Annotated in this window: 22 protein-coding genes; 3 read left to right on the forward strand and 19 right to left on the reverse strand. The window is 44.0% G+C overall.

What is annotated here, in order from left to right:
• Positions 1-65 precede the first annotated feature (65 nt).
• From WC734_00510 to WC734_00525, 4 genes are all read right to left on the reverse strand, one after another.
• A complete protein-coding gene (locus WC734_00510) occupies positions 66-1,253 on the reverse strand; it encodes an AAA family ATPase (protein ID MFA6197624.1) in 1,188 nt (395 codons plus the stop codon).
• Between the two features lie 103 nt (positions 1,254-1,356).
• Positions 1,357-1,890 (reverse strand): hypothetical protein, encoded by a 534-nt coding sequence (locus WC734_00515; protein MFA6197625.1) that lies wholly within the window; start codon positions 1,888-1,890, stop codon positions 1,357-1,359.
• An 82-nt stretch (positions 1,891-1,972) separates the two neighbouring features.
• A complete protein-coding gene (locus tag WC734_00520) occupies positions 1,973-2,470 on the reverse strand; it encodes a hydrolase (protein ID MFA6197626.1) in 498 nt (165 codons plus the stop codon).
• Between the two features lie 514 nt (positions 2,471-2,984).
• Positions 2,985-3,719, reverse strand: coding sequence for a hypothetical protein (locus tag WC734_00525; GenBank protein MFA6197627.1), 735 nt, complete (start codon positions 3,717-3,719; stop codon positions 2,985-2,987).
• Positions 3,720-3,953: 234 nt separating this feature from the next.
• On the opposite strand from WC734_00525, the gene WC734_00530 reads away from it, so the two are divergent.
• The 3 genes from WC734_00530 to WC734_00540 all read left to right on the forward strand — a co-directional run bounded on the left by WC734_00530 (position 3,954) and on the right by WC734_00540 (position 6,726).
• Positions 3,954-4,217 (forward strand): hypothetical protein, encoded by a 264-nt coding sequence (locus WC734_00530; protein ID MFA6197628.1) that lies wholly within the window; start codon positions 3,954-3,956, stop codon positions 4,215-4,217.
• Positions 4,218-4,567: 350 nt separating this feature from the next.
• Positions 4,568-6,304: a threonine--tRNA ligase gene (gene thrS / locus WC734_00535; GenBank protein MFA6197629.1), complete on the forward strand. Its 1,737-nt coding sequence runs from the start codon at positions 4,568-4,570 to the stop codon at positions 6,302-6,304.
• 119 nt (positions 6,305-6,423) lie between these two features.
• The gene (locus tag WC734_00540; protein ID MFA6197630.1) at positions 6,424-6,726 is read left to right on the forward strand and encodes a hypothetical protein; all 303 of its coding nucleotides are present in this window, start codon (positions 6,424-6,426) and stop codon (positions 6,724-6,726) included.
• A gap of 60 nt (positions 6,727-6,786) precedes the next feature.
• Here the strand turns inward: WC734_00540 and alr are convergent, their stop codons facing one another.
• The 15 genes from alr to frr form a co-directional block, all read right to left on the reverse strand.
• The gene (gene alr, locus WC734_00545) at positions 6,787-7,911 is read right to left on the reverse strand and encodes an alanine racemase (protein ID MFA6197631.1); all 1,125 of its coding nucleotides are present in this window, start codon (positions 7,909-7,911) and stop codon (positions 6,787-6,789) included.
• Between the two features lie 98 nt (positions 7,912-8,009).
• Positions 8,010-8,432, reverse strand: a complete 423-nt coding sequence (locus tag WC734_00550; GenBank protein ID MFA6197632.1) for a hypothetical protein — start codon at positions 8,430-8,432, stop codon at positions 8,010-8,012.
• 195 nt (positions 8,433-8,627) lie between these two features.
• The gene (locus WC734_00555; protein MFA6197633.1) at positions 8,628-8,882 is read right to left on the reverse strand and encodes a hypothetical protein; all 255 of its coding nucleotides are present in this window, start codon (positions 8,880-8,882) and stop codon (positions 8,628-8,630) included.
• A 135-nt stretch (positions 8,883-9,017) separates the two neighbouring features.
• Positions 9,018-9,740 carry a hypothetical protein gene (locus tag WC734_00560; GenBank protein ID MFA6197634.1) on the reverse strand — a complete coding sequence of 241 codons (723 nt, stop codon included), beginning with the start codon at positions 9,738-9,740 and terminating at the stop codon, positions 9,018-9,020.
• Positions 9,741-9,769: 29 nt separating this feature from the next.
• On the reverse strand, positions 9,770-11,044 hold the full coding sequence (gene serS / locus WC734_00565) for a serine--tRNA ligase (protein ID MFA6197635.1): 1,275 nt from the start codon (positions 11,042-11,044) through the stop codon (positions 9,770-9,772).
• 5 nt (positions 11,045-11,049) lie between these two features.
• Positions 11,050-12,513 carry a lysine--tRNA ligase gene (lysS, locus tag WC734_00570; protein ID MFA6197636.1) on the reverse strand — a complete coding sequence of 488 codons (1,464 nt, stop codon included), beginning with the start codon at positions 12,511-12,513 and terminating at the stop codon, positions 11,050-11,052.
• Positions 12,514-12,624: 111 nt separating this feature from the next.
• Positions 12,625-13,179 carry a SprT family zinc-dependent metalloprotease gene (locus WC734_00575; protein MFA6197637.1) on the reverse strand — a complete coding sequence of 185 codons (555 nt, stop codon included), beginning with the start codon at positions 13,177-13,179 and terminating at the stop codon, positions 12,625-12,627.
• Positions 13,180-13,187: 8 nt separating this feature from the next.
• Positions 13,188-13,928: a hypothetical protein gene (locus tag WC734_00580; protein MFA6197638.1), complete on the reverse strand. Its 741-nt coding sequence runs from the start codon at positions 13,926-13,928 to the stop codon at positions 13,188-13,190.
• Positions 13,929-14,156: 228 nt separating this feature from the next.
• Positions 14,157-14,630, reverse strand: a complete 474-nt coding sequence (gene greA, locus WC734_00585; protein MFA6197639.1) for a transcription elongation factor GreA — start codon at positions 14,628-14,630, stop codon at positions 14,157-14,159.
• A 77-nt stretch (positions 14,631-14,707) separates the two neighbouring features.
• Positions 14,708-16,651 (reverse strand): penicillin-binding protein 2, encoded by a 1,944-nt coding sequence (gene mrdA / locus WC734_00590; GenBank protein ID MFA6197640.1) that lies wholly within the window; start codon positions 16,649-16,651, stop codon positions 14,708-14,710.
• A gap of 2 nt (positions 16,652-16,653) precedes the next feature.
• Positions 16,654-17,184 carry a hypothetical protein gene (locus WC734_00595; protein MFA6197641.1) on the reverse strand — a complete coding sequence of 177 codons (531 nt, stop codon included), beginning with the start codon at positions 17,182-17,184 and terminating at the stop codon, positions 16,654-16,656.
• Positions 17,181-17,993, reverse strand: coding sequence for a rod shape-determining protein MreC (gene mreC, locus WC734_00600; protein MFA6197642.1), 813 nt, complete (start codon positions 17,991-17,993; stop codon positions 17,181-17,183). Before mreC ends, WC734_00595 begins: the two co-directional genes overlap by 4 nt.
• Before the next feature lie 2 nt (positions 17,994-17,995).
• A complete protein-coding gene (locus WC734_00605) occupies positions 17,996-19,048 on the reverse strand; it encodes a rod shape-determining protein (protein MFA6197643.1) in 1,053 nt (350 codons plus the stop codon).
• A gap of 171 nt (positions 19,049-19,219) precedes the next feature.
• Positions 19,220-20,329 carry an RIP metalloprotease RseP gene (gene rseP, locus WC734_00610; GenBank protein MFA6197644.1) on the reverse strand — a complete coding sequence of 370 codons (1,110 nt, stop codon included), beginning with the start codon at positions 20,327-20,329 and terminating at the stop codon, positions 19,220-19,222.
• A 3-nt stretch (positions 20,330-20,332) separates the two neighbouring features.
• On the reverse strand, positions 20,333-20,875 hold the full coding sequence (gene frr / locus WC734_00615; protein ID MFA6197645.1) for a ribosome recycling factor: 543 nt from the start codon (positions 20,873-20,875) through the stop codon (positions 20,333-20,335).

Consider the following 20,875-nt stretch of genomic DNA (forward strand, 5'->3'; position numbering starts at 1 on the left):
AGCAATTAATAATACTCAAATATTATAGCAATAATACGAAAAATAATCTAATTCGGCATCAATAATTACATTAATTCCGAAACTACCACCAAGTTATTTGTGGAGCGAGTTATGGCGGTATATAGCCAACGTTGCCGCAAGTCCTTGTCTTGGGCGCGGAGATATTCATCGTATACCAAGACATTGGGAGCTTCGCTACCCTGGGCTTTATGGACCGTTAAGGCGTAACCCCAGTCAAACAGGTTGCCCATTTTCCGTACGGTAGTGTTGATATCGGATGCTTTTAGATCGGCATCGGTTTGGATCGTACTCGTACGTCCAAATTGTCCCTTTAAAATTTGGCCATGGTATAGGAGTGGTTCGCCGTCTAGCTTGATGTCAGTTCGGTACCAATATTTACGATGGGACTTAATCCCTGCAATGCGACCTAGCATGCCATTATAAATATTCTTGCGACGATCGTTTTTTAAACAAATAACCCGCTCCCCCACTTCGGGACGTTCTTTGATATATCCCAACGCCTGCCTGATTCGACTGTTTAAGCGATTGCGAGTTTGATTACGCGCGCACAATACCAAGCTTTGATCAGAGTAACGAGAATATATTGTTTTTTCTACAGCCGCTGGTAATTGTTTTACACAGATGACCCGAGATCCGATCTTGCCCGGCGATAACCGACCGCCCTGGCGTATCCTTCTGGATAATTCGATGATCGGATTATCAGCCGCCTGCCGCATGATGGTTTCCAAACGCAGATCCGGGTTCTCCATGAGATTAAAGGTTCCGTCAACCGGAGGTAGCTGCCCATGGTCGCCCACCACAAGAATTGGCCTATTAAATGATAATAAATCTTTCCATATAGATTGATTTACCATCGAACCTTCGTCAATAATAATCAAATCACAGCGCAACTCCCAGCTATCACGTCTGACCCACTCAATTATATTACCGGCATCGTCCTCGATCGGTTTATAAATCAAGCGATGTATAGTAGAGCAAAAATCATCCGGTTCGATGGCATTAATTGCCAAGAGCTTTTGTCTTAATACATTAGCCGCCTTTCCGGTATAGCAGGCAAACGCGATCTGGATATCACGATAAATTTTACGACGATTCATCTGACGGCGTAAATATGCCAATAATGTTGTTTTTCCCGTTCCGGCATAACCGCCCATAGTAAGAAACTGTTTTGACGGCTGTTCAATCCATTTCAGTATATTTCGATACGCGTGTTTTTGATCGGCAGTTAACACGGGGGCGTATAATTATATATTAATATGAAAACAAACAGTCGACTACTCGATATACTCTAGCAGGCGACTGTTAAAGAATAGATATCTATTATAAGATAAAAAACTATTGTGTGGGTGGTGTGGGTATGTCAGTTTGGCGATAGACCGTAATTACTGCCGCGTTTTTACCTTCGCTGGTAGTAAACCCGGCGCTTAAATAACGGTTTCCTTTCTGGGCCGCGATAGAATAAACTCCGCTATAGTTGGCCGTACCGCTAATTGTCCAACCGTCGGCTCTTAGTTCCCGATCATATATCGCGCTGGCTTCGGCCGGTGTTTTGGATGTCTCGATGGTCAGATTATATCCATCATCACCGCTTGAAACGGCCGCCTTTAGATCACCTTCAATCACATAAATGTCCGATGGAAAGCCATTGGGAAGACTTACATTTTCACCAGCTGAATACGAACCGGAGTTGGTGTTTATTGTGACAGTGTTGCTGCCGTAATCAACGTCAACCTGTCCATTGGTTGACTTTTCGATGATATTTTCAGCAATCTTTTCGGCGCCTTTTCGGGTAGCGAATCTTACGGCAATGCCGGCGCCGGCAATCACAACCACGCCGATGATTAGAAGTACTAATGTCTTTTTTTTCATGAAATTTTGGCGGTTAGCTCTTCTTGTTTATATTATTTCATACTATGAAGCACCCTGGCAAGCAAAAACATTTATTAGGACTTTATGATACTTGGGCAAATAATACTACGTAATTTTTGCCATATATCTTGGCGCACTTTGGACAAGTCGTGTAATAAGTATAAAGCTTGATTATCTTTTTGTCTTTTGAGGCGACATACTGCTCCATCTCTTTATGCCATTTTGGAACCATTCGGTATGGACCTTCAAAAACCTTGGTTAAGAAAGTGCCTGATACGGTTACATTAGCGCAACCTGACACCTCTTTATTGACCGAAATATACTGTTCACTAGACCATGCCGAGGACTCATCAGATAACATGATGGTGTCTTCGTTCAGTTCGGCACCGGCCGCCTTAATCTTGTTACTTAGATTGGTAATGACTGAGCCCATGTTCAAAGGCATGTGCCAGAAAGACTTTACGTTGCCTTTGACAAACTTCTTATCGTTCCAAGTAATTACCTGTTCCTGCCAAAGCTCGGGTTTGAATGGCGGGCAGCAGTCGGATTTGATGGCCTGTGCTGTTTCTTGGGTGTCCATATGAGGGATATTAATAGTGTATACAGCTGATATATTACCTTGTGAAGCTGCTTTTGGCAAGAGAAAAGGGACCCCGATGGCCCCACTGATAGCGGACTGAAATTCTTGTGGTAGTTTCGGTGTTATCGCGGAAACGATGGATCGCTGCCCGCTTGTTTACGCAGACGATTTTGCAGTGTCGGCTTTTTCGCCGGCGTCATATTGGCTGAGTCGACGGCGGTTTGATTGAGCTCCCTGAACAACCACCGATCATCGCTCTCGCGACATCCCGGTTTGTCGCAATAAGAACTAAAGCCGACTTTGGCACCGCAACGGCATCTTTGGATGGGCAGGCATAGCACGCCCCGACGCCGTCTATTTATTGTAGGATCCATGTACACCCCCGTAGGATACGAACCACGCCAGAGTCCCTCCCTAGCTAAAATAGAATATCAGAATAATTCGATACAGTCAATTAATGCAGCCGATAATCAAAAGACACCGTAATAACCGGTGCCAGTTGATATATGCTATATTATTTTTGCACAATAATGTTGTACTCCCCCTTAGCATAATACCCGGGCGTCAAGACTCCGCCGCATGTCTCGGTCACCTGCTTGTAGGTAAAATACACGTAACCATCAATCTGCGAATATCCAGCCGATACCCAGGCGTTGTTTCCGTTTGGATACGGCCCGGCGGTATAAACAGAATCATCAGCCGGTTTATAAAAAACGCGGATGTTGGCTGGGTTAGTTAGGCTGGCTTCTGCGACAGCTACTTTTTTCATATGCTCGTGGTAATACAAGATGGACGTTGGATAATCGGCGCACTGATTGCCATAACTACTGGTTGAAACAAAATCACCATCGGCGGTAACATCAAACGTACCATCATATCGCTTGGTTGTTGATACCGGCAGGCCATTTGAGGTTAAGCTTCCGACTACGGTCAAGCTGCCGTCAATTTGGGCATTGTCATTGATGATGAAAGGTTTGGAATCAGTTGTACCCGGAGTGGTTCCGCGGTATACGCGACCATCAACTCTTAAATTATCACCAATAGCGATTGGATTGTCGAAATTATTGGTACCCTTGGTAGTGTTAATCATCGTCCCGTTAAAAGTCGTGACACCATTAATTTTCACGGAATCGAACTCCACCGTACCCTGACCCTTGAATGTGGTAGCGGCAGTAACCCCGCCCACAATGGAAAATACGGCCAGAGTTGAGATTACACCAACGGTTAATTTACGTACTGAATGTTTCATGATTTTATGATTATTTTGTTAATACGCAGTAATAATATTACCTACACAGTATATCGTCAAAGTCTTACTATTGACAATTTGGCATATATTTGCTAATATACCCGTTTGTTGTGTGGCCAATGCGTTCTGGGGGGGGTATCGGGATGGATCCCGATAATACACAGGAGGTGCATGTTGCGTAGTCCGAGTCGTTCTTTTTGGGCAGACACGATCGCAGCCGGCGTCTTGATTCTCATGGCACTCGGAATCGGCCTTGGCGTACGGCATGTCGAGAATGGCCAACCGCCGCTGTATCGATTTGTCCGGTGTGTTGAACTGCAAGCCGACTCCATTAACGGTGGTTTCGTTGCGCGGGTAGTCAAACCGGACGGAACCGTCAAACAGGTGCAGCTGTCCAGAGCAGAGCCCAAGACGGACATAGAGCGAGGCCTCATCTACCTGATGCAGTCGGGTACCGACGGGAGTCTCAGCGCGTTCGTCTCGGCGAGCGGTATCTAAACCACCAAGCCTCCGTCGGTGGCTAAACGTTAGCGCACCGGTCCTGCGGGACTCACATATCTTCGACCCTCGGGCTTATGCTTCGGGGGTCGCTTCATATTCCAGAACATGTAAAAATTTGACATTATTTTGCTGAAAACATATAATACACCCAAGCGCTGATTGAGCCGGCTACCAACCGGCTTGCACCGCACTAGACGTTCTAGTTCGGGGTAGTATCATCCTAAGGCGCAAGTGAATTAAGAGTTTTGCCAGCGATGGCAAAAAAGTTGGGTGGAACCGTCCCGAGTTAGTCGAGGACCCCAATGCGAAAGTATTTGGGATTGTTTATTATTTGAGAAATGAAATATATGACAGAGCCAATTGAATCAATCCGCCATTCATTATCGCACTTACTAGCCTCGGCTGTATTGGAAATATGGCCCGACGCTAAGTTGGGCATCGGCCCGGTGATCGATACTGGTTTTTATTATGATTTTGAATTGCCTGAGCCGGTTACTCCGGAACGGCTGATTGAGCTGGAAAAAAAGATGCGGCACTATATCAAACAGAATTTGGCATTCGAAAAATCTGAAGCAAGTGAGGTCGAGGCCAGAAAGATATCCAAGGGGCAGCCGTACAAGCTCGAATTGATTGATGAATTAGTGGCAGACAAGACGCCGATTAGTTATTACCAGTCAGGAAAGTTTTCCGATCTCTGCGCTGGTCCGCATGTGGCCAAAACCAACGCGATTGACCCCCAAGCTTTCAAGCTAACCAAAGTAGCTGGGGCTTATTGGCGGGGCGACGAAAAGCGAGCCATGCTCCAGCGTATATACGGCGTCGCCTTTGACTCCAAAGCCGAATTGGCCGACTATCTAAACCAACAAGACGAGGCCGCCAAACGTGACCATCGTAAGTTGGGTCAGGAGCTTGATTTGTTTACGATATCACCGCTAGTCGGCTCGGGATTGCCGATGTATACCCCGCGAGGTGTGGTTATGTTGCGCGCGATTACCGGGTTATTAAATGAGCTGGAGGTGGCCCATGGCTATGAATTTGTCGATATCCCCCATATTGGCAAAGTGGATCTGTACAAAACCTCCGGTCATTGGGATAAATATAAGGATTCCATATTCACGGTCCACGGGCATGGTGAAGATTTTGTGCTCAAACCGATGAATTGCCCGCACCATATGCAGATATACGCCAGCAAACCAAGAAGTTGGCGCGATTTGCCGGTGCGTTACTCTGAAGTTACCAAACAATATCGTGACGAACAGGCCGGCGAACTATTGGGACTGTCGCGGGTACGCTCGATTTCAATCGATGATAATCATATCTTCTGCCGGCCGGATCAGATCCAGGAAGAAATGCGCCATGCCTATGAGATAATCAAGAAATTCAGCAATACATTTGGTATGGAGCACACGATTCGCTTATCAGTTCGTGATCCTAAGAAAAAGTCCGGTTATCTGGGCGATGACGCTACTTGGGCACGGGCCGAAGCCGAGCTGGTCAAACTATTAGATTCGCTGGGAGAAAAATATTTTGTGGGCGAGGGCGAGGCGTCATTTTATGCGCCGAAAATAGACTTTATTCAAAAGGACTCAATTGGCCGTTCGTGGCAATTGTCGACTATTCAATTGGACTATGTCGAGCCGGAGCGATTCAAACTGGACTATACTGATAAGGTCGGTAAAAAATCCCGTCCAGCTATTTTGCACATCGCCGTAGCTGGATCGCTCGAACGTTTTATGTCGATTATAATTGAGCACTATGCCGGTATATTTCCGGTATGGCTGGCGCCGGTACAGGTAAAGTTGTTATCAGTTGGATCGGATCACGTTAAGCCGGCCAATGAGCTGGCTCAGAAACTCACGAGCAAGGGCATTCGGGTAGCGGTTGATGACGCCAACGAGACGATTGGGCACAAGATACGCCAAGCTACAGTTGAGAAAATTCCCTATTTACTGGTGTTCGGCGACAAAGAAGCCAAATCTGATAGCCTAGCAGTGCGAGATCGTGGTGCCCGCGAGACGCGCATCATTTCACGGGCAGATTTTATTTGTGAAGTCTCGGATAAAATAAAGAAACGTAGCAAATAAATCATGATATGATTTAATAAATCAGCTGGAATATTTTCCGGCCGATTTTACTTACTAGTAAATATCGACAGCTGGGGCAAAAAAATCAAGTATTGTCTATTATTGTATGATATAGTAAGATGATATCATACATCCGTATGTATGGATGTTATCCACAGGAGGTAGTCATGGTCTTTCGTGTCGGGCAAAGAGTTGTTTTCAAGCGGATACCAAGGCACGCTATCGGTATGCCGGCTGGTATTCCAGAAAAAAAATCCAGGAGGGTGGTGGAGATTAAGTACTCGGAACTGAGACATTGGAGTGGATGTCCAAACCCGCTAAACTGTGCCTGCATGCCCCACCCCGATGATCAGCTAGTACGATTGGAGGGTATGGACGATGGCCAGATGGTTTCATCCACGTTGCTGCGCCCAGAGGATTAGATGTGATTCTGGCAGATGGTGTCGTGCTACGGCTTGCCGATTCGACAAGCCGTTTTCTATTTAGATAATAATTCTAGGCAGCAAAGGATTGATGCGGGTTACAATTTCGTAATGTATTGTTCCAGTACGTCCAGCCATATCCTCGACTGTTATCTGTTTATAACCCTGGCACCCAATTAGGGTAACCTTATCACCCACTTTAACCCGAGGTACCTTGGTGACGTCTACCATTGTTAAATTCATACAGATGCGTCCAACAACTGGACACAGTCGCCCGCCGATCAATACGTCGCAATTATTAGAAAGTTTACGATCAAACCCATCCCAATAACCAACCGGTAAGATGGCAATGGTAGATTTGCGGTTGACGGTGTAGCTACTGCCGTAGCCGATGCTGGTGCCAGCCGGAATTCTTTTAATCTGAATTACCTTGGTATGCCAGGAAAGCGCTGGTTGAAGATGAAATTTACTTCGGTAAGTTTGCTTTATTGATTCGGCCGGCCACAATCCATAAAGTCCGATGCCTAGACGAACTGCTTTTAAATGGCTTGGTGGCAAACGCAACGCCGCCGCAGTGCAAGCTATATGAGTCAGGGGTAAAGATACTCCGTGTCGTTTTATGCCTGATATTGCTTTTTTAAACAAGTCAAACTGACGTAGTGTGGTTTCAATCTTTATGTTTTCGGCATCGGCAAAATGTGAATAAACGCCAATAAAATTTATTCCATCAAACCTGGTGATAGCTTTGGCCAAATTTATCGCCTGATCAGCCAACACGCCAATACGCGTTGTGCCGGTATCAACTTTGAGATGAATTCTTATTTTATTTCTGGAAAGTTTACCGATTCGATTGATTATTCTTGCTTCAGATAAAGTTGATACGGGCAGAATTGCATTAGTATTAGCCAGGCGCGATATTTCGCTAGGATGTACAAAGCTCAATATCAAAATGGACGATCTGATTCCTGCAGAATATAATTCTATCGCTTCATGGCCGCTGGCTACGGCCAGGGTGCGACATAGCGGACTAAAAATCCTGGCCACCTCAACCATGCCATGGCCATAGGCGTTGCTTTTTATAACTGGTATAACATCAACATCGCAGCCAACAAGATTCTTAAAAATCTCGAAGTTGTGTCGAATTGCTGCGGCACTGATTTCCACCCACGTGTGTGAATGTAGCATATTCATGATGCTAATAATAACACATAATAAGAAAACCGGGTGCCTCATTGGTACCCGGAAAGCAATGGATATCCTCCACGCGTTTCCTCCTCTGATTCTCAGATCGCGACAGGGTGATGCGGCGGGTTGTCGTAGTGAATCTCTTCAAGTTTCCCTTTGGATGCGCACACAATGACAACGATCATTTCGTGATGTGACACGCGACGGCCGAATTGCCTGGGTTTCGCCGTTACATCTCGAACATCGTCCTGCGCGGTTTCCCAATCGTGGCATTCGTGTTCGGTAGGAATTTCGCCCATCATCTCAAGCGAACCAACCATAGACATGGCCTTGTCCAGCACGGCGACTGGCACAACCGCAGATGGACGTGTGTGGGCTCGTACGATAGTCCCGTCGGGATCAACCAGTGTGTCCACGGCTACTTCGTAAACACCGTCTGGTACTGCCGAAATGTGCGGCTGGGGGTGATGTTTTGCTGTGGCGTGTGCATAATACCTGCCAGCAACAGCGCGATGCGCCATAACGATTCACCCACCCTTCCAGATCCTCCTCTCCGGTTGTAGCCACTCGCACCGGCTCTCTGCCGGCCCAAGTTGACTTAAAGCTACTCCCGCAGATAATTTTCGTCAAGTTTCAAGCATATAAAAAAGAAAACCGGGAAGTGGCTATTCCCGGAGTGCGTGTGTCGGTATCGATATAAGCGACAGACGCTTGATTCAATTGTAACGGCGGGAGCGTCCTCCATTAGCCATCGCGAGTGCAATTAGCTCGCCAACCGTCTGGCCGCGCGGTCTCGTCACCGAAACCGGTTCTGATACAACCTCGTCACGCAGTGGCGGCTTGCCATCAATCCAACGTTGAATAACCGGCGCATCAGCCTGCCACCGACGAACAGCCTTGAAACCCAATCGGCTGAAGATGTTACACCTTCCCGCGTTTCGAGCCGGAACTGGATTGCAGTTTTCGTACATCAACACCCTCCCTTGTGATGACATCAGAAAAACTCTGCCAGCGACGACAAACGTTATAATCAAAACGATTCTATACTATTATAGTAGTATTGTCAATACTGCCCGCGACACATATATTATATCAAGAAAATACAGTTAAAATACGTCGGTCCACTGTCCTGGGGAGGGTTTAACTGTTTTTGGATAGGTACCGCTAAAATCAGAATAACCAGCATGATATTCAAGTTTGTCCATTGAGAATCCGGTGACTTCGGCCAGATGATCGTTGGTCAATTTGGTGAAAAATTCATTAGCTTGAGATAGGTATTTTGATGGTACATTAAATAAACCAACCTTTCCGTTAGTGATGCGCAAATCTACGGTCTTTGTTCCGGTACGATTAACCATTACTTTCACATAGATCGGCGCACTAATATATTTATTAAGTTTGGTCGAGATTTCCATTCCACCCTCGATAAACCTAACCTGGGTATTTTTCAGTATATCGCCTTCTTGGCGGGGAAATAGTTGAAGGAACGAAGTCATTTCTTCTGAGGTACGTTTGGCCGTAACGGCTATTTGACCATCGTACGTCTGTTTACAGGCCAAACACAGTTCATTTGAGTTGCCGATAATTTCTACGGGCACTTTTGCTTGAATACTGGCCAGTGCTTCGGGGCTGGCTTTAATACCTAAATCCTTAGGTTTGTTCATATTGAATATCGAAGATATAACGGGAATGCTTACCAGTCCTGTAGCTCCGATAACAAGCAACAAGACAAAAATAATTATTACGGCCCAAACCCAGCCCTTATGCTTTGGGTGCGGTTTTGCTTTAATTGGTTCGGTTGCCTGTGGTTGTTCGTTCAAGTCAGTCATATGTGTGTATTTTTGGTCGAGTAAAAGTATTAGATATTTACTGAGCCAATATCTCCTTGAGTATTTTCAATCAAACCAATCAGCGTCCGACCGATCGCAAAGGCGGTGCCGTTGATCGTATGTACTAACTCGGTCTTTTCGCCGTTACGATACTTGATATTCAAACGACGTGCTTGAAAATCGGTGGAGTTTGATGTTGAGTGTGTTTCACGGTACTCCCCCAGCCCGTTGTTTTGTCCCGGCATCCATGTTTCGATGTCAAATTGCTCGGCGTCGGTTGAAACCATGTCGCCAGTGCAAACATGGACAACGCGGTACGGCAGCTTTAATTCCCGCATTAACTCCTCTTGAATTGCTAAGAACAATTTATGCTCCATTCTTGAAAATTCTGGTATTGAATACGAAAACATTTCAAGTTTGTCGAATTGATGAACCCTGAGGATGCCTTTGGTATCTTTGCCGTAGCTTCCAGCTTCGCGTCGGAAGCAAGTTGAATAACCAATGAATCGTATCGGCAGATCTTTGGCTGATAATGTTTCGTTCATAAAGTATGGCCCAAGTGTATGTTCGGCGCTACCAACCAAATATAAGCCATCGCTCGGCAAATGGTAGCGCTCCTCTTCCTGTCCCGGATCAAGTTTTCCCATGGCGCGGAATACCTCCGGCCGAATCATGACTGGCGGCACCATCGGAACAAACGAGGTATTGGGCAGATCTAGCTTGGTTTTTTTTATTACCTTGGAGAGCCATTTTTGATCCCCCAAACGACGAAATACCATTTGAGCCAAACTGAACTGTACCATCGCTAAATCACCCTTGATATAGCCAAAGCGAGTTCCAGATACTTTTGATGCACGTTCGATATCAATCCAGTCTTTTTTTTCCGCAATAGTTAGATAATCTTGAGGTTTCGTAAACTTAGGCTTTTTACCGACTTCGCGAAGCACCACATTTGCTTCTTCGTTGTCACCTACCGGAACTTCTTCAAATGGGATATTGGGTAACTTATATATTAATTCGTTATACTTCGCTGTAGCCAAGTTAAGCGTATCCTCAGCGTTTTTAACCCGGCTTTTTAACTTTTGGGCTGATTCAATTTTATCAACACGATCTTTATTGGAAGAGGTGCCAATTTCCTTTGCCGCATTGTTCATGGCTGCCCTTAAATCGTCGAGTTCTTTGGTAATCCGTCTCCGGTCAGCATCAACTTTTAACAATTCCGAAATATAATGACCGCAACCGCGCCTATCCAGCGCCTTAATATATAATTCCGGTTTACTGCGGATTAATTTTATATCCAGCATATATGTTATTTATCAGTTGATTTCATAGGCGGAAAAAGGGTCGTTTCTCGGATAGGCCGATCCATCAACACCGAGAATAATCGCTCAGATAAACCGAAACCGGCAGTTGGCGGCAGGCCGTACTCTAGGGCTTCAATATAGTCTTCGTCGAGCTGCTGTGCCTCCGTGTCACCGGCTTGGCGTAGTTTCATTTGATCTTCAAATCTCTGACGTTGATCGATGGGATCATTCAGTTCCGAAAAGCCCTTGCCAAGTTCGGTACCCCAAGCCATTACTTGCAGACGCTGAACACGATCGGGATCTTCGGGCATTCTTTTGGCGAGGGGTTCAATTTCTACAGGCGGATTGATCAGAAAGCCGGGTTTAATCAATAATGGGCGAATTGTTTTTTTGTATATCAGGTCAATCAAGCGGCCTTTTTTGACGTAAGTTTCATATTTAATTTTTAATTCATCGGCTTTTTTCTTCAGCTCTAATTCCGTTGTTTGGTGTAAGTTGATTCCCGCGTGTACATTAAACAGCTGATAGTAATCATATGTTTTCCATTCTTGGCCCCAATCAATTTCATGGCCGCAACTTTTTACTACAAGAGAACCGCACGTTTTCTCTATTATCGATCTGTAAAAAGCAATCAACATATTTTGCAAATTGTTGTAGTCAGCATAGGCCCAATAAAATTCCATTTGTGTATAATCTTGAAGATGTTCGGCCGATATCCCTTCATTACGAAAAATACGTCCAATTTCGTATACTCTCTCAAAACCGCCAACTAGTAAACGCTTCAGTGGTAATTCAAGCGATATGCGCAGGAAGAAGTCTCGGTCGAGCGCATTGTGGTGTGTTACGAAAGGCTCAGCCTCGGCCCCACCAGGCACATCTTCAAATACTGGAATCTGTACTTCAATAAAGTCACGGTCTTCAAGAAACTGGCGGATCGCTTTCCAAAACATCGATTTCCTGACAAATAATTCGCGAGATTCTGGATTTACTGCCAAGTCGATATATCTTTTGCGTAAACGAGTTTCAATGTCTTTCAAACCAAAATATGACTCGGGTATTGCCCGTATAGATTTTGTTAGCAATCTAAATGTTTTTGCTTCCAAAGTCTTAGTATTTTGTTTCGTTAGAAACAGTTTGCCGGTAAATTCCACAACATCACTTGAATCAATCAGCTCCGTAAAGTTACGATAATCATTTTCTCCCAAAGCATCTTTCTTTATAAACACTTGAAAATGACCAGTACCGTCTTCGACATCAACAAATCCCGATCCGCCATGACGTCGGATTGAACGAATTCGGCCCGCTATGGTGAGAAGCCGTTCGGACTTAGCTAGACGCTCGTAATTATTTGCTAAATCGGCTGTACTGTGGGTACGGAGTGATTGCGCTGGATACGGGTCAATACCCAATTCTTTGATAAGAGCCAGCTTTTTTAGTCGAATATCGCGTGTTTCTTCAAGTCGGCCCATACCGAGCGAACAATTATTAATAAATTAACGAATATTATTGCAATTCCTACAAAGTATAGCATTTATTCAATAATAAACAAGCATTAATAGCCAAATGTGGAAGGTCTTATGCTACCCAGTATGCAAACCAAGCGTTCTTAATTCTTTCCGTCTTAACTTGTAGTCTGGTATCGTTTTTTCAACCAGCTGCCAAAAATTTAACGAATGATTCATGGCGGAAAGATGGCAAAGCTCGTGAACAATTAAATAGTCAGCTAGGTGTATGGGTAGAAACATTATTTGATAGTTAAATTGCAGATTGCCACGATTTGAACAGCTACCCCAACGAGTTTTTTGATTTCTAATGCTAATGCTGCGATACTTGAAGCGATAGAAATTATTATACTGGATAATCCTATGGCGCACTAAGGTTTCTGCAGCTTTGTGATATTTTTTATACGCTTGAATGCCGGATGGATAGGCATACTTAGGTTTTTGACTCCGAACTTGACGCAGTTTTTTCTGAATCCAACTCTCTTTTTCGGCCACAAAATCCCAGGCTTTAGATAACGAAAAACCGCGTGGTATTGTGATAACCACGCTTCCTTGGTTAGAAATGGTCAACCGGAGGTGTTTGGCGCGCGGACTTACTCTGATACGATAATCAGTCTCGAGCAAAGGAGGCACCACGATTATTAATCCTCCGGCGGCTTGCGACTCTTTAATGTATTGAACAATGAAACAATGCGATCAAATAATTCCTCAAAAATACGCTCATCCTTATGCTTGGATATGGGTAGCCGGTATTCAAAATCGCCATGAGATAGCCTTTCCAAACCATAGGCCAAAATTGAGAAGGGTCGACTGACTCGGCGGCTGACATACCAGGCCGATAATATAATCAATGGTATTAGTATCAGATCAATGTATATGATCGTGTGCCATGTCTCGTTTCGCAATTTTGAAATATAATCAGCTGAATAATCAACGCCCAAAACAGCGACAGTTTTGCCGGAGTCATCTTTTATAGGGGCGTATCCAGAAAGCCAAGCGCCCCATTTGTCATAGTTTATTTCGTCGTCAACCGTGGGTTGGTTTACCGCTTCTTCAAGACGAGGCAACAATCCTGTGTCAAAAGATTCACCTAGTGAAGCTTTGATTTCGTCATCATCAATAACGTTGTTGTGATTAGAATCCTCCGTTATTTGGGCATCAACCACAAAAATCATCGTATGCGGTTTGGTGGTTGGCCTAAGCGTATATATATCGGCAATATTAGGATTGCCAGCCATGACTAATCTAAAATCAGTTTCAATAAACTTATAATCAGATGAGCTTTGTTGTGCTGGGTCTATTAATGATTCATGTATCTGAGTCGGCACTAAACTGGCTATGCTAGAAGCAGATTCACGTAGGGTATCCTTAATATCAGACATAATTGAACTGCTGCGCACTGTATATACCGTCAAATCGCCTATAAACATCAAAATTATACCCATTATCAAAAATGTCCAGAACAAATATTTCCTGTATGGCCGACGATGATAATCAATGTTTTGGGTTGTCATGATTTGGTTGTTTGTTCTTCAGTAGTAATCTTAGATGATAACCTCATCGATGACAAGTGCAACTAAAAAACGGGGCGTAAACCGTATTTTGAAGCGCTAGCTGATACTTATCACTCGATAGGTAATAATCCCCTTGGGAGCGGCCACTTGAACTTCGTCGTCTATGGAGTGACCAATAAATGTCTGTCCCATGGGGGACTCATTCGATATTAATCCCTTTAGAGGATCGGCCTCGTTTGACCCTACAATCGTATATGTCGCTTCGTTTTCACCGGATTTGATAGTAATCATCGAACCAATTTCGATGCGTTTGCTTTTGTGATTATGGGCTTTTTTATCAATGATGGTAACGTTGCGTATAAAATTTTCTAAATGGAATATTCTTCCTTCGGTAAATGACTGCTCATTCTTGGCTTCGGCGTATTCGGCATTTTCTGACAAATCACCCAGCTCCTTGGCTTCTTGGATGCGATTAGCTATTTCCTTACGCTTGACACTTTTTAGTTCGTTAAGTTCCTGAACGATCTTTTCATAACCTTCGCTGGTAATGTAGTTCATTTTTTCAGTCATGGGGTCTGTCTTGTGATAGTCTGTAAATTACTTTGAGAAATATAGTACGTCTATTAAAAGGTGTCAAGTGCCAGATTTCATTTCATGCCTCCGAAATACCAAGCTAAAAAATCATGTGCAATGGGTATGGCGGTTGCGCTCCCCTCGCCACCCCCCTCTATAAAAACCGTAACTGATATTTCAGGATGATCGTAAGGTGCAAACCCAGTAAACCAGGCGTGAGTCTTTTCCTGGGTAAACTGTGCCGTCCCGGTTTTGCCGGCTGCGGGCACGGGTAAATTACTTAACGCCCTTGAGCTACCAGAAGTAACTGACTGGCGCATACCCTCACGGACTGGTTCGATAGCAAAACTGGGCACCACTTGCTGATTAACAATCACTGGTTCAATTAGGGTTGTCTGGTTGTTTTCTGGATCTATGGCAGCACGAATTATGTGCGGTTTGTACCACGTGCCGCCGTTTGCAATTGTGGCCGTCATGTTCGCTATCTGCAAAGGCGTGACCATAACATCTCCTTGGCCAATTGCCATATGATAAGTATCACCAATATACCACGATTCTCCTTTAACTCGTTCTTTCCAGGCCTGGTCGGGTATAAATCCGGAAGCTTCACCCGGCAAATCAATTCCGAGACCACTGCCGAAACCGAATCGAGTGGCGTATTCCTTGATACGCTGAACTCCTAAGCCGGTTATATTTTCGAATCCCCCTCCGATAGCGTAGAAGAATGTATTAACCGATTCTGCTATTGCTTTGGTAACATTGGTTAAGCCGTGTCCGCCTGCTTTCCAGTCTGGAAAGTACCATTGGCCAATCTTGATGCCGCCAACACTGTTTACTGTCGTGCTGGGAGTTATTAAATGTTCGGCTAAAGCCGCCGCCGCAATCATAGGTTTGATAGTTGACCCCGAGGGTACCTCGGCACTGATCGAGCGGTCAAATAAGGGTTGGCGCGGATCATTTAATAATGCACCATACTCGTCTGATTTAATACCCTGACTGAATAGATTGTTATCGTATGTTGGGCTTGTCACCATAGCTAATACTTCACCATTTCTTGGGTCAAGTGCAATAGCTGCCCCGCCCGGCACTCTCAAACGATTTACGGTATCGTCCAGTAGTTGTTGTAGTTTGGCCTGGTAATCCTTGTTTATTGACATGACGATGCTTTGTCCAGGTCTGGGCTGTTCTGACGCAACCACCTTCTTAATTTTACCGAGCGAATCTACCTCGATATGGCGTCGACCAATTTTGCCACGTAAATATGCCTCGTAGGATCTTTCAAGGCCTGTTTTACCTGTATAATCATCTATCGCATAACCCTTATCTTTCATTGATAACAGTTCTGTGTCGGTAATTTTACCGATATATCCCAATAGTTGGGAGTATTCATTACCCATAAGATAATGACGAGACGAATCGGCAGAAACCACTATACCAGGGAGCGAACTGCTGCGTATCTTGAGTAATATCGCCTTATCCATCGGTAAGTGCTCTATCAAAGTTACTGGCTGATATGTTGATAGAAGCGTACCGGGTTTATCCTTATCATGAGGCAAACGGCTTTCAAAATCGTTATCTCTTGAGCCCATTATATGCATGATTTGGCCGTATACGTCGGTGCGCTGTTCAATAGTTTTTGGAATGTCAGCTGGTACCGCCTGAAGAGTAAAGTTCGGCACATTTTCTACTAATGGCCTCATTTGTGCGTCGTAGATTATGCCGCGAGCTGGTTTGATCCGTTCAATTCGGATACGATTACCTTCAGCCATCTCGCGATAATCCGCACCTTTGGCAATTTGAAGATACCCGCTACGGCAAAAGAGTGCGATAAATACCAAAATTACAAAGTAATAAAGATAGTTTAGCTTTTGGGTGGAGATGCTAAGACGAAACGACTCCTTGTTATCATCTTCTGGGCGGTATTCGTCGCCCAGGTGTTGTTTAAAAGAATAGTCGCGAACATTCTTATCCCGGATATCATCAGAGCTGGTATATGTAGAAAATGGATCGTAGCTCATTTTTAATGACGTCGGATCATAAATTGTTCTCGAAAACGTTCAATTGTTGGGTGGAATATGACGTAGAAAACGATAAATGCCGTACAGGTTCCGAGTAATTGCCAACCCAATCCAATCATCCAAGGCAAATCTATCGATACATAAATCCAACTAAATCCTACGGCATAAAAAACCACCGATGCTAAAGAAAGGAATAGGTTGTATACCACCACCATTACCGCCGTTAATAATATTAAACTAAAATATGTTTGGTGCGAAAAAAAATTCATATACAGTAGATATGCCATTATGGCTGATGCCAATAGTGATATTGTAATGATTCCGTATCCTAGGCTGGAATAGACGTCGAGACCCAATCCCAAAAGCAACACCCAGACTAAGAACTGCTTTAACTTAAAAGCTAACATAAACCAAACTAATACTAGTATGTATACATTGATACTGCTTCTTACTAATGAGTAATTAGATAATAAAGATACTTGTAATAATATAACCGACGCGCACGCTAATCCGATAAATATTTGCTTTATCATAGCGAGTTGTTTTGATTAATCACCACCGAAACCACGCCCGCCTGCTCGGTTAAGGGGTTAGTTGTTATTGTCGCGTTTTGAAATATTTCACCAGCTGGGGTGGTCGTATTTATGATTTTACCGATCAATAAACCGCGTGGTATGGTTGGTTCAAGGCCCGAGGTTATCACCATTTGATCATTGGTCACTACCTCATTCTGTGGGATAAGCTGCATTTCAATCGACGTACCGCGCTCGCCGACAACCAAGCCTGGAGAGCTGGTTTCGTTCTGTACAGCGGCGGCAACCTGGCTTTGGCTGTCGGTAATCAACAACACCTGGGACACGGTGGTTCCAACCTTTGTTACTTTACCAATCATGTAACCCCGCTCGGCAATAACAGCTTGCCCAACAGCCACGCCCTCATGGCTGCCGATGCCGATAATAACCGTATGTGTAAAATTGTCAGTCGATCGTCCAATTACATGAGTTGATAGATAACGATAACCCAGTTGATTTAAGAATTCTTGCTCTTCGCGCAGTAGTTTCAAATCTGACATTTCCTGTTTTAACCGGCTATTTTCCTGCATTAATCTATCAATTTCTACTTGTGCTATGTCATTATTTTGAAGTAATTCCGAATTCGTCTTTGATTCATTTAGATATTTTTGAATCGCGGCAGATCCGGGATAAATCTTACCGTTTAGTGGTTTTAGTATATACGTAAAACTATCGGCTACCGGGCGTATCCAGGCCACACTTCTAAAAGTAATTAGCAATACGATGCTACTTATTATAATTGCTCCAATTGTTAGGAGCCTTCGACCCATGATTATTCCTCCTTAGTTGACACCGAAAGTACGTCCTTTAGCTTTTCAAGGTCATCTAGTACTAATCCGGTGCCACGGACAACGCAAGTTAATGGATCGTCTGCAATATGAACCGGAATTTGCGTTTCCTGGCTGATTAGCTTATCAATGCCACGTAATAATGCGCCGCCGCCAGTTAATACAATACCCCGCTCATAAATATCCGACACAAGCTCGGGTGGTGTGGCTTCGATCGTATCCTTGATATTTTCAGTAATCAAGCGCAGAGACCTTTGAATAGCTTCTTGAACATGATGGCTATTTATAGCCACTTCTTTCGGCAGTCCGGTAATTAGATCTCGGCCGCGCATTTTTGTTTCTAATGGTTCGGTTATGTCCCCGGCCATGGATATTTTAAGTTTAATATCCTCAGCTGTTGGCTGCCCCAGCAATAAATTAAAATTTTCACGGGCATACTGAACAATATTCTGATCCAATTCATCGCCTGCGATTCTAAGTGAGCGCCACGCTATGACTCCGCCCAAAGATATTACGGCAATTTCTGTCGTACCGCCGCCAATATCTACAATCATATTGCCAGAGGCATCTTGTATCGGCAACCTAGCACCGATAGCGGCTGCCATTGGTTCCTCGATCAAAAATACTTGTCTGGCTCCAGCATTCAAAGTAGCATCTTCTACTGCCTTTATCTCTACCTCAGTGACTCCCAAAGGTACGCCGATTACTACTCGCGGACGAGGTAATACGGTAAATGTTTCCCGATGCACTTTTTCAATAAAATGGCGTAACATACGTTCGGTGAGTTCAAAGTCTGATATCACCCCGTCAACTAGTGCTTTTGAAGCGATAATATGTGCCGGTGTTTTGCCGATCATGCGCCGCGCTTCTTCACCAACAGCCAAAATCTGATCAGTTCTTGTGTTTATGGCCACTATTGACGGTTCGTTTATAACAATACCCCGGTCTTTAACATAGACCAGAGTATTGGCCGTGCCCAAATCGATCCCCATATCCTTGGAAAAGCGTCCAAAAAAACGATTAAATATGCTGAACATAGGCTATTATTATTTCTCTTCCGTTTTGATTATATATGCACTAAAACCAACACTGTATGTCAGCTGTTTGTAAGCACTACACATTTGGCAATGATATGATAATAACCGTAAAATAGCAAGTACCAAACATAATACTTGGCTAATATTAGGATATTATTATATATTACGCGCCTAGGTAAATATATTTTTCACAAAACCTACAATACTTCCGCCAAACTTTGTCAAATCACGCAATGTTACCAGCGCCACCAATATCAACAAAAGCGTAAATCCGATATTGTGTATCGCACTTTCAATATCACGATTAATTTTCTTTCCTCTGATCTTTTCGATCGTGACAAACAGAGCCCGACCGCCATCTAAGGCTGGAAATGGCACGAAATTAATTACGGCAAGATTTAATGATAGAAGTGCGGTAAATTGTAACAGGTACATAAAACCCAGCTTGGCTACTTGCCCAGTCAAGACGGCTATTCCAATCGGACCGGCTACATCCGCGCCAACTGGTTGCCCAATAAATAGATTCTTTATCAAAGTATAGAAAGACACGATAATAGCCCAAAGATATATGAATGTGTTTTTGAATCCAAGATATATGGCCGTCGGAATTGAAAATGAGGTTATCCCAGTTTCTACTAAGCTCACGCCCATTTTTCCATCACCCGAGCCATCGAGGTTTTTCAACAAGATTGGTACGTCTAGCTTATTGCTTGAACGAATAATTGAAACAACAACAGATTGCTCGGCTCTTGTTTTATTGTAATTCTCTATTTGCTCAATTGAGTTAATTGGTGTCTGGTCGATCGAGACTATTTGATCTCCGGGCTGTAATTTAGCATCTGAAGCTGGAGTGTTTTCATTTACCGATACAATTTGTACCTTAAGGTCCCTAATTGATTTTGCCTGTGTGTTATTATCAACTACCGATGGCAAACCGATACTGAAACCAAAAGAAAACAATACCGCTGCTAATAATATATTCATTCCCACACCGGCCGACAGAACAAGCAAGCGCTGCCAGGCGGGTCGATTCCCTAGACTTCTGGAATCATGTTCATTGCCACCATCCTCACCGTGGATTTTTACAAAACCGCCGATTGGTATCAGATTAACAGTATAATCAGTCTCCCCTCTTTGTATTCCGAATATGCGCGGCGGAAAACCGATCCCAAACTCATCAACTCTGACACCCAGTCTCTTAGCTGTAAGAAAATGCCCCAGTTCATGTATGATAACAATCAGGCCTAGAATGACAACGAATATTAGAAGCGTCCATATCATATGTTATATCGTGGTTATTTCTTGTTTTTTCATGTCAGCCACTTTTTGTACTTCTGCCATTCCGGCATCGACACATTGCTGGACCTCTTTTTGTTTATTAAATAATATATCCTCGGAAATGCTGCCTGACTCCTTTTGTTGTTTCAAATCTTTGATTGTTTCCTCACGATGCTGTCTGATGGCAACTCTAGCTTTTTCCGTCTTTTCACCAAGAAGCTTTACCATCTCTGTCCGACGTTCTTCGGTCAACGATGGCAGTGTAATTCTTATAGACACACCATCAACCACCGGGCTAGCGCCGATATCAGCCTGCGACAGCGCTCGCTCAATATCCTTAAGACCGTTTTTATCCCAAGGTTGAATCAACAGAGTCTTCGCGTCGGAAGCCGTAATGCTAGCCAGTTGTATCAAGGGCGTCGGAGTATTGTAATAATCAACTTTTATATGCTCAACTAAAGCTGGATGAGCCCGACCGACCCTCAATGTATTAATGTCTTGCTTAAAAAATTCTATTGTTGATGTAATTTCTGACTCGATTAGGGTCAT

It is taken from the genome of Patescibacteria group bacterium (genome assembly GCA_041661625.1).
In the GTDB taxonomy this organism is placed as follows: Bacteria; Patescibacteriota; Patescibacteriia; order JAHIZJ01; family JAHIZJ01; genus JBAZUB01.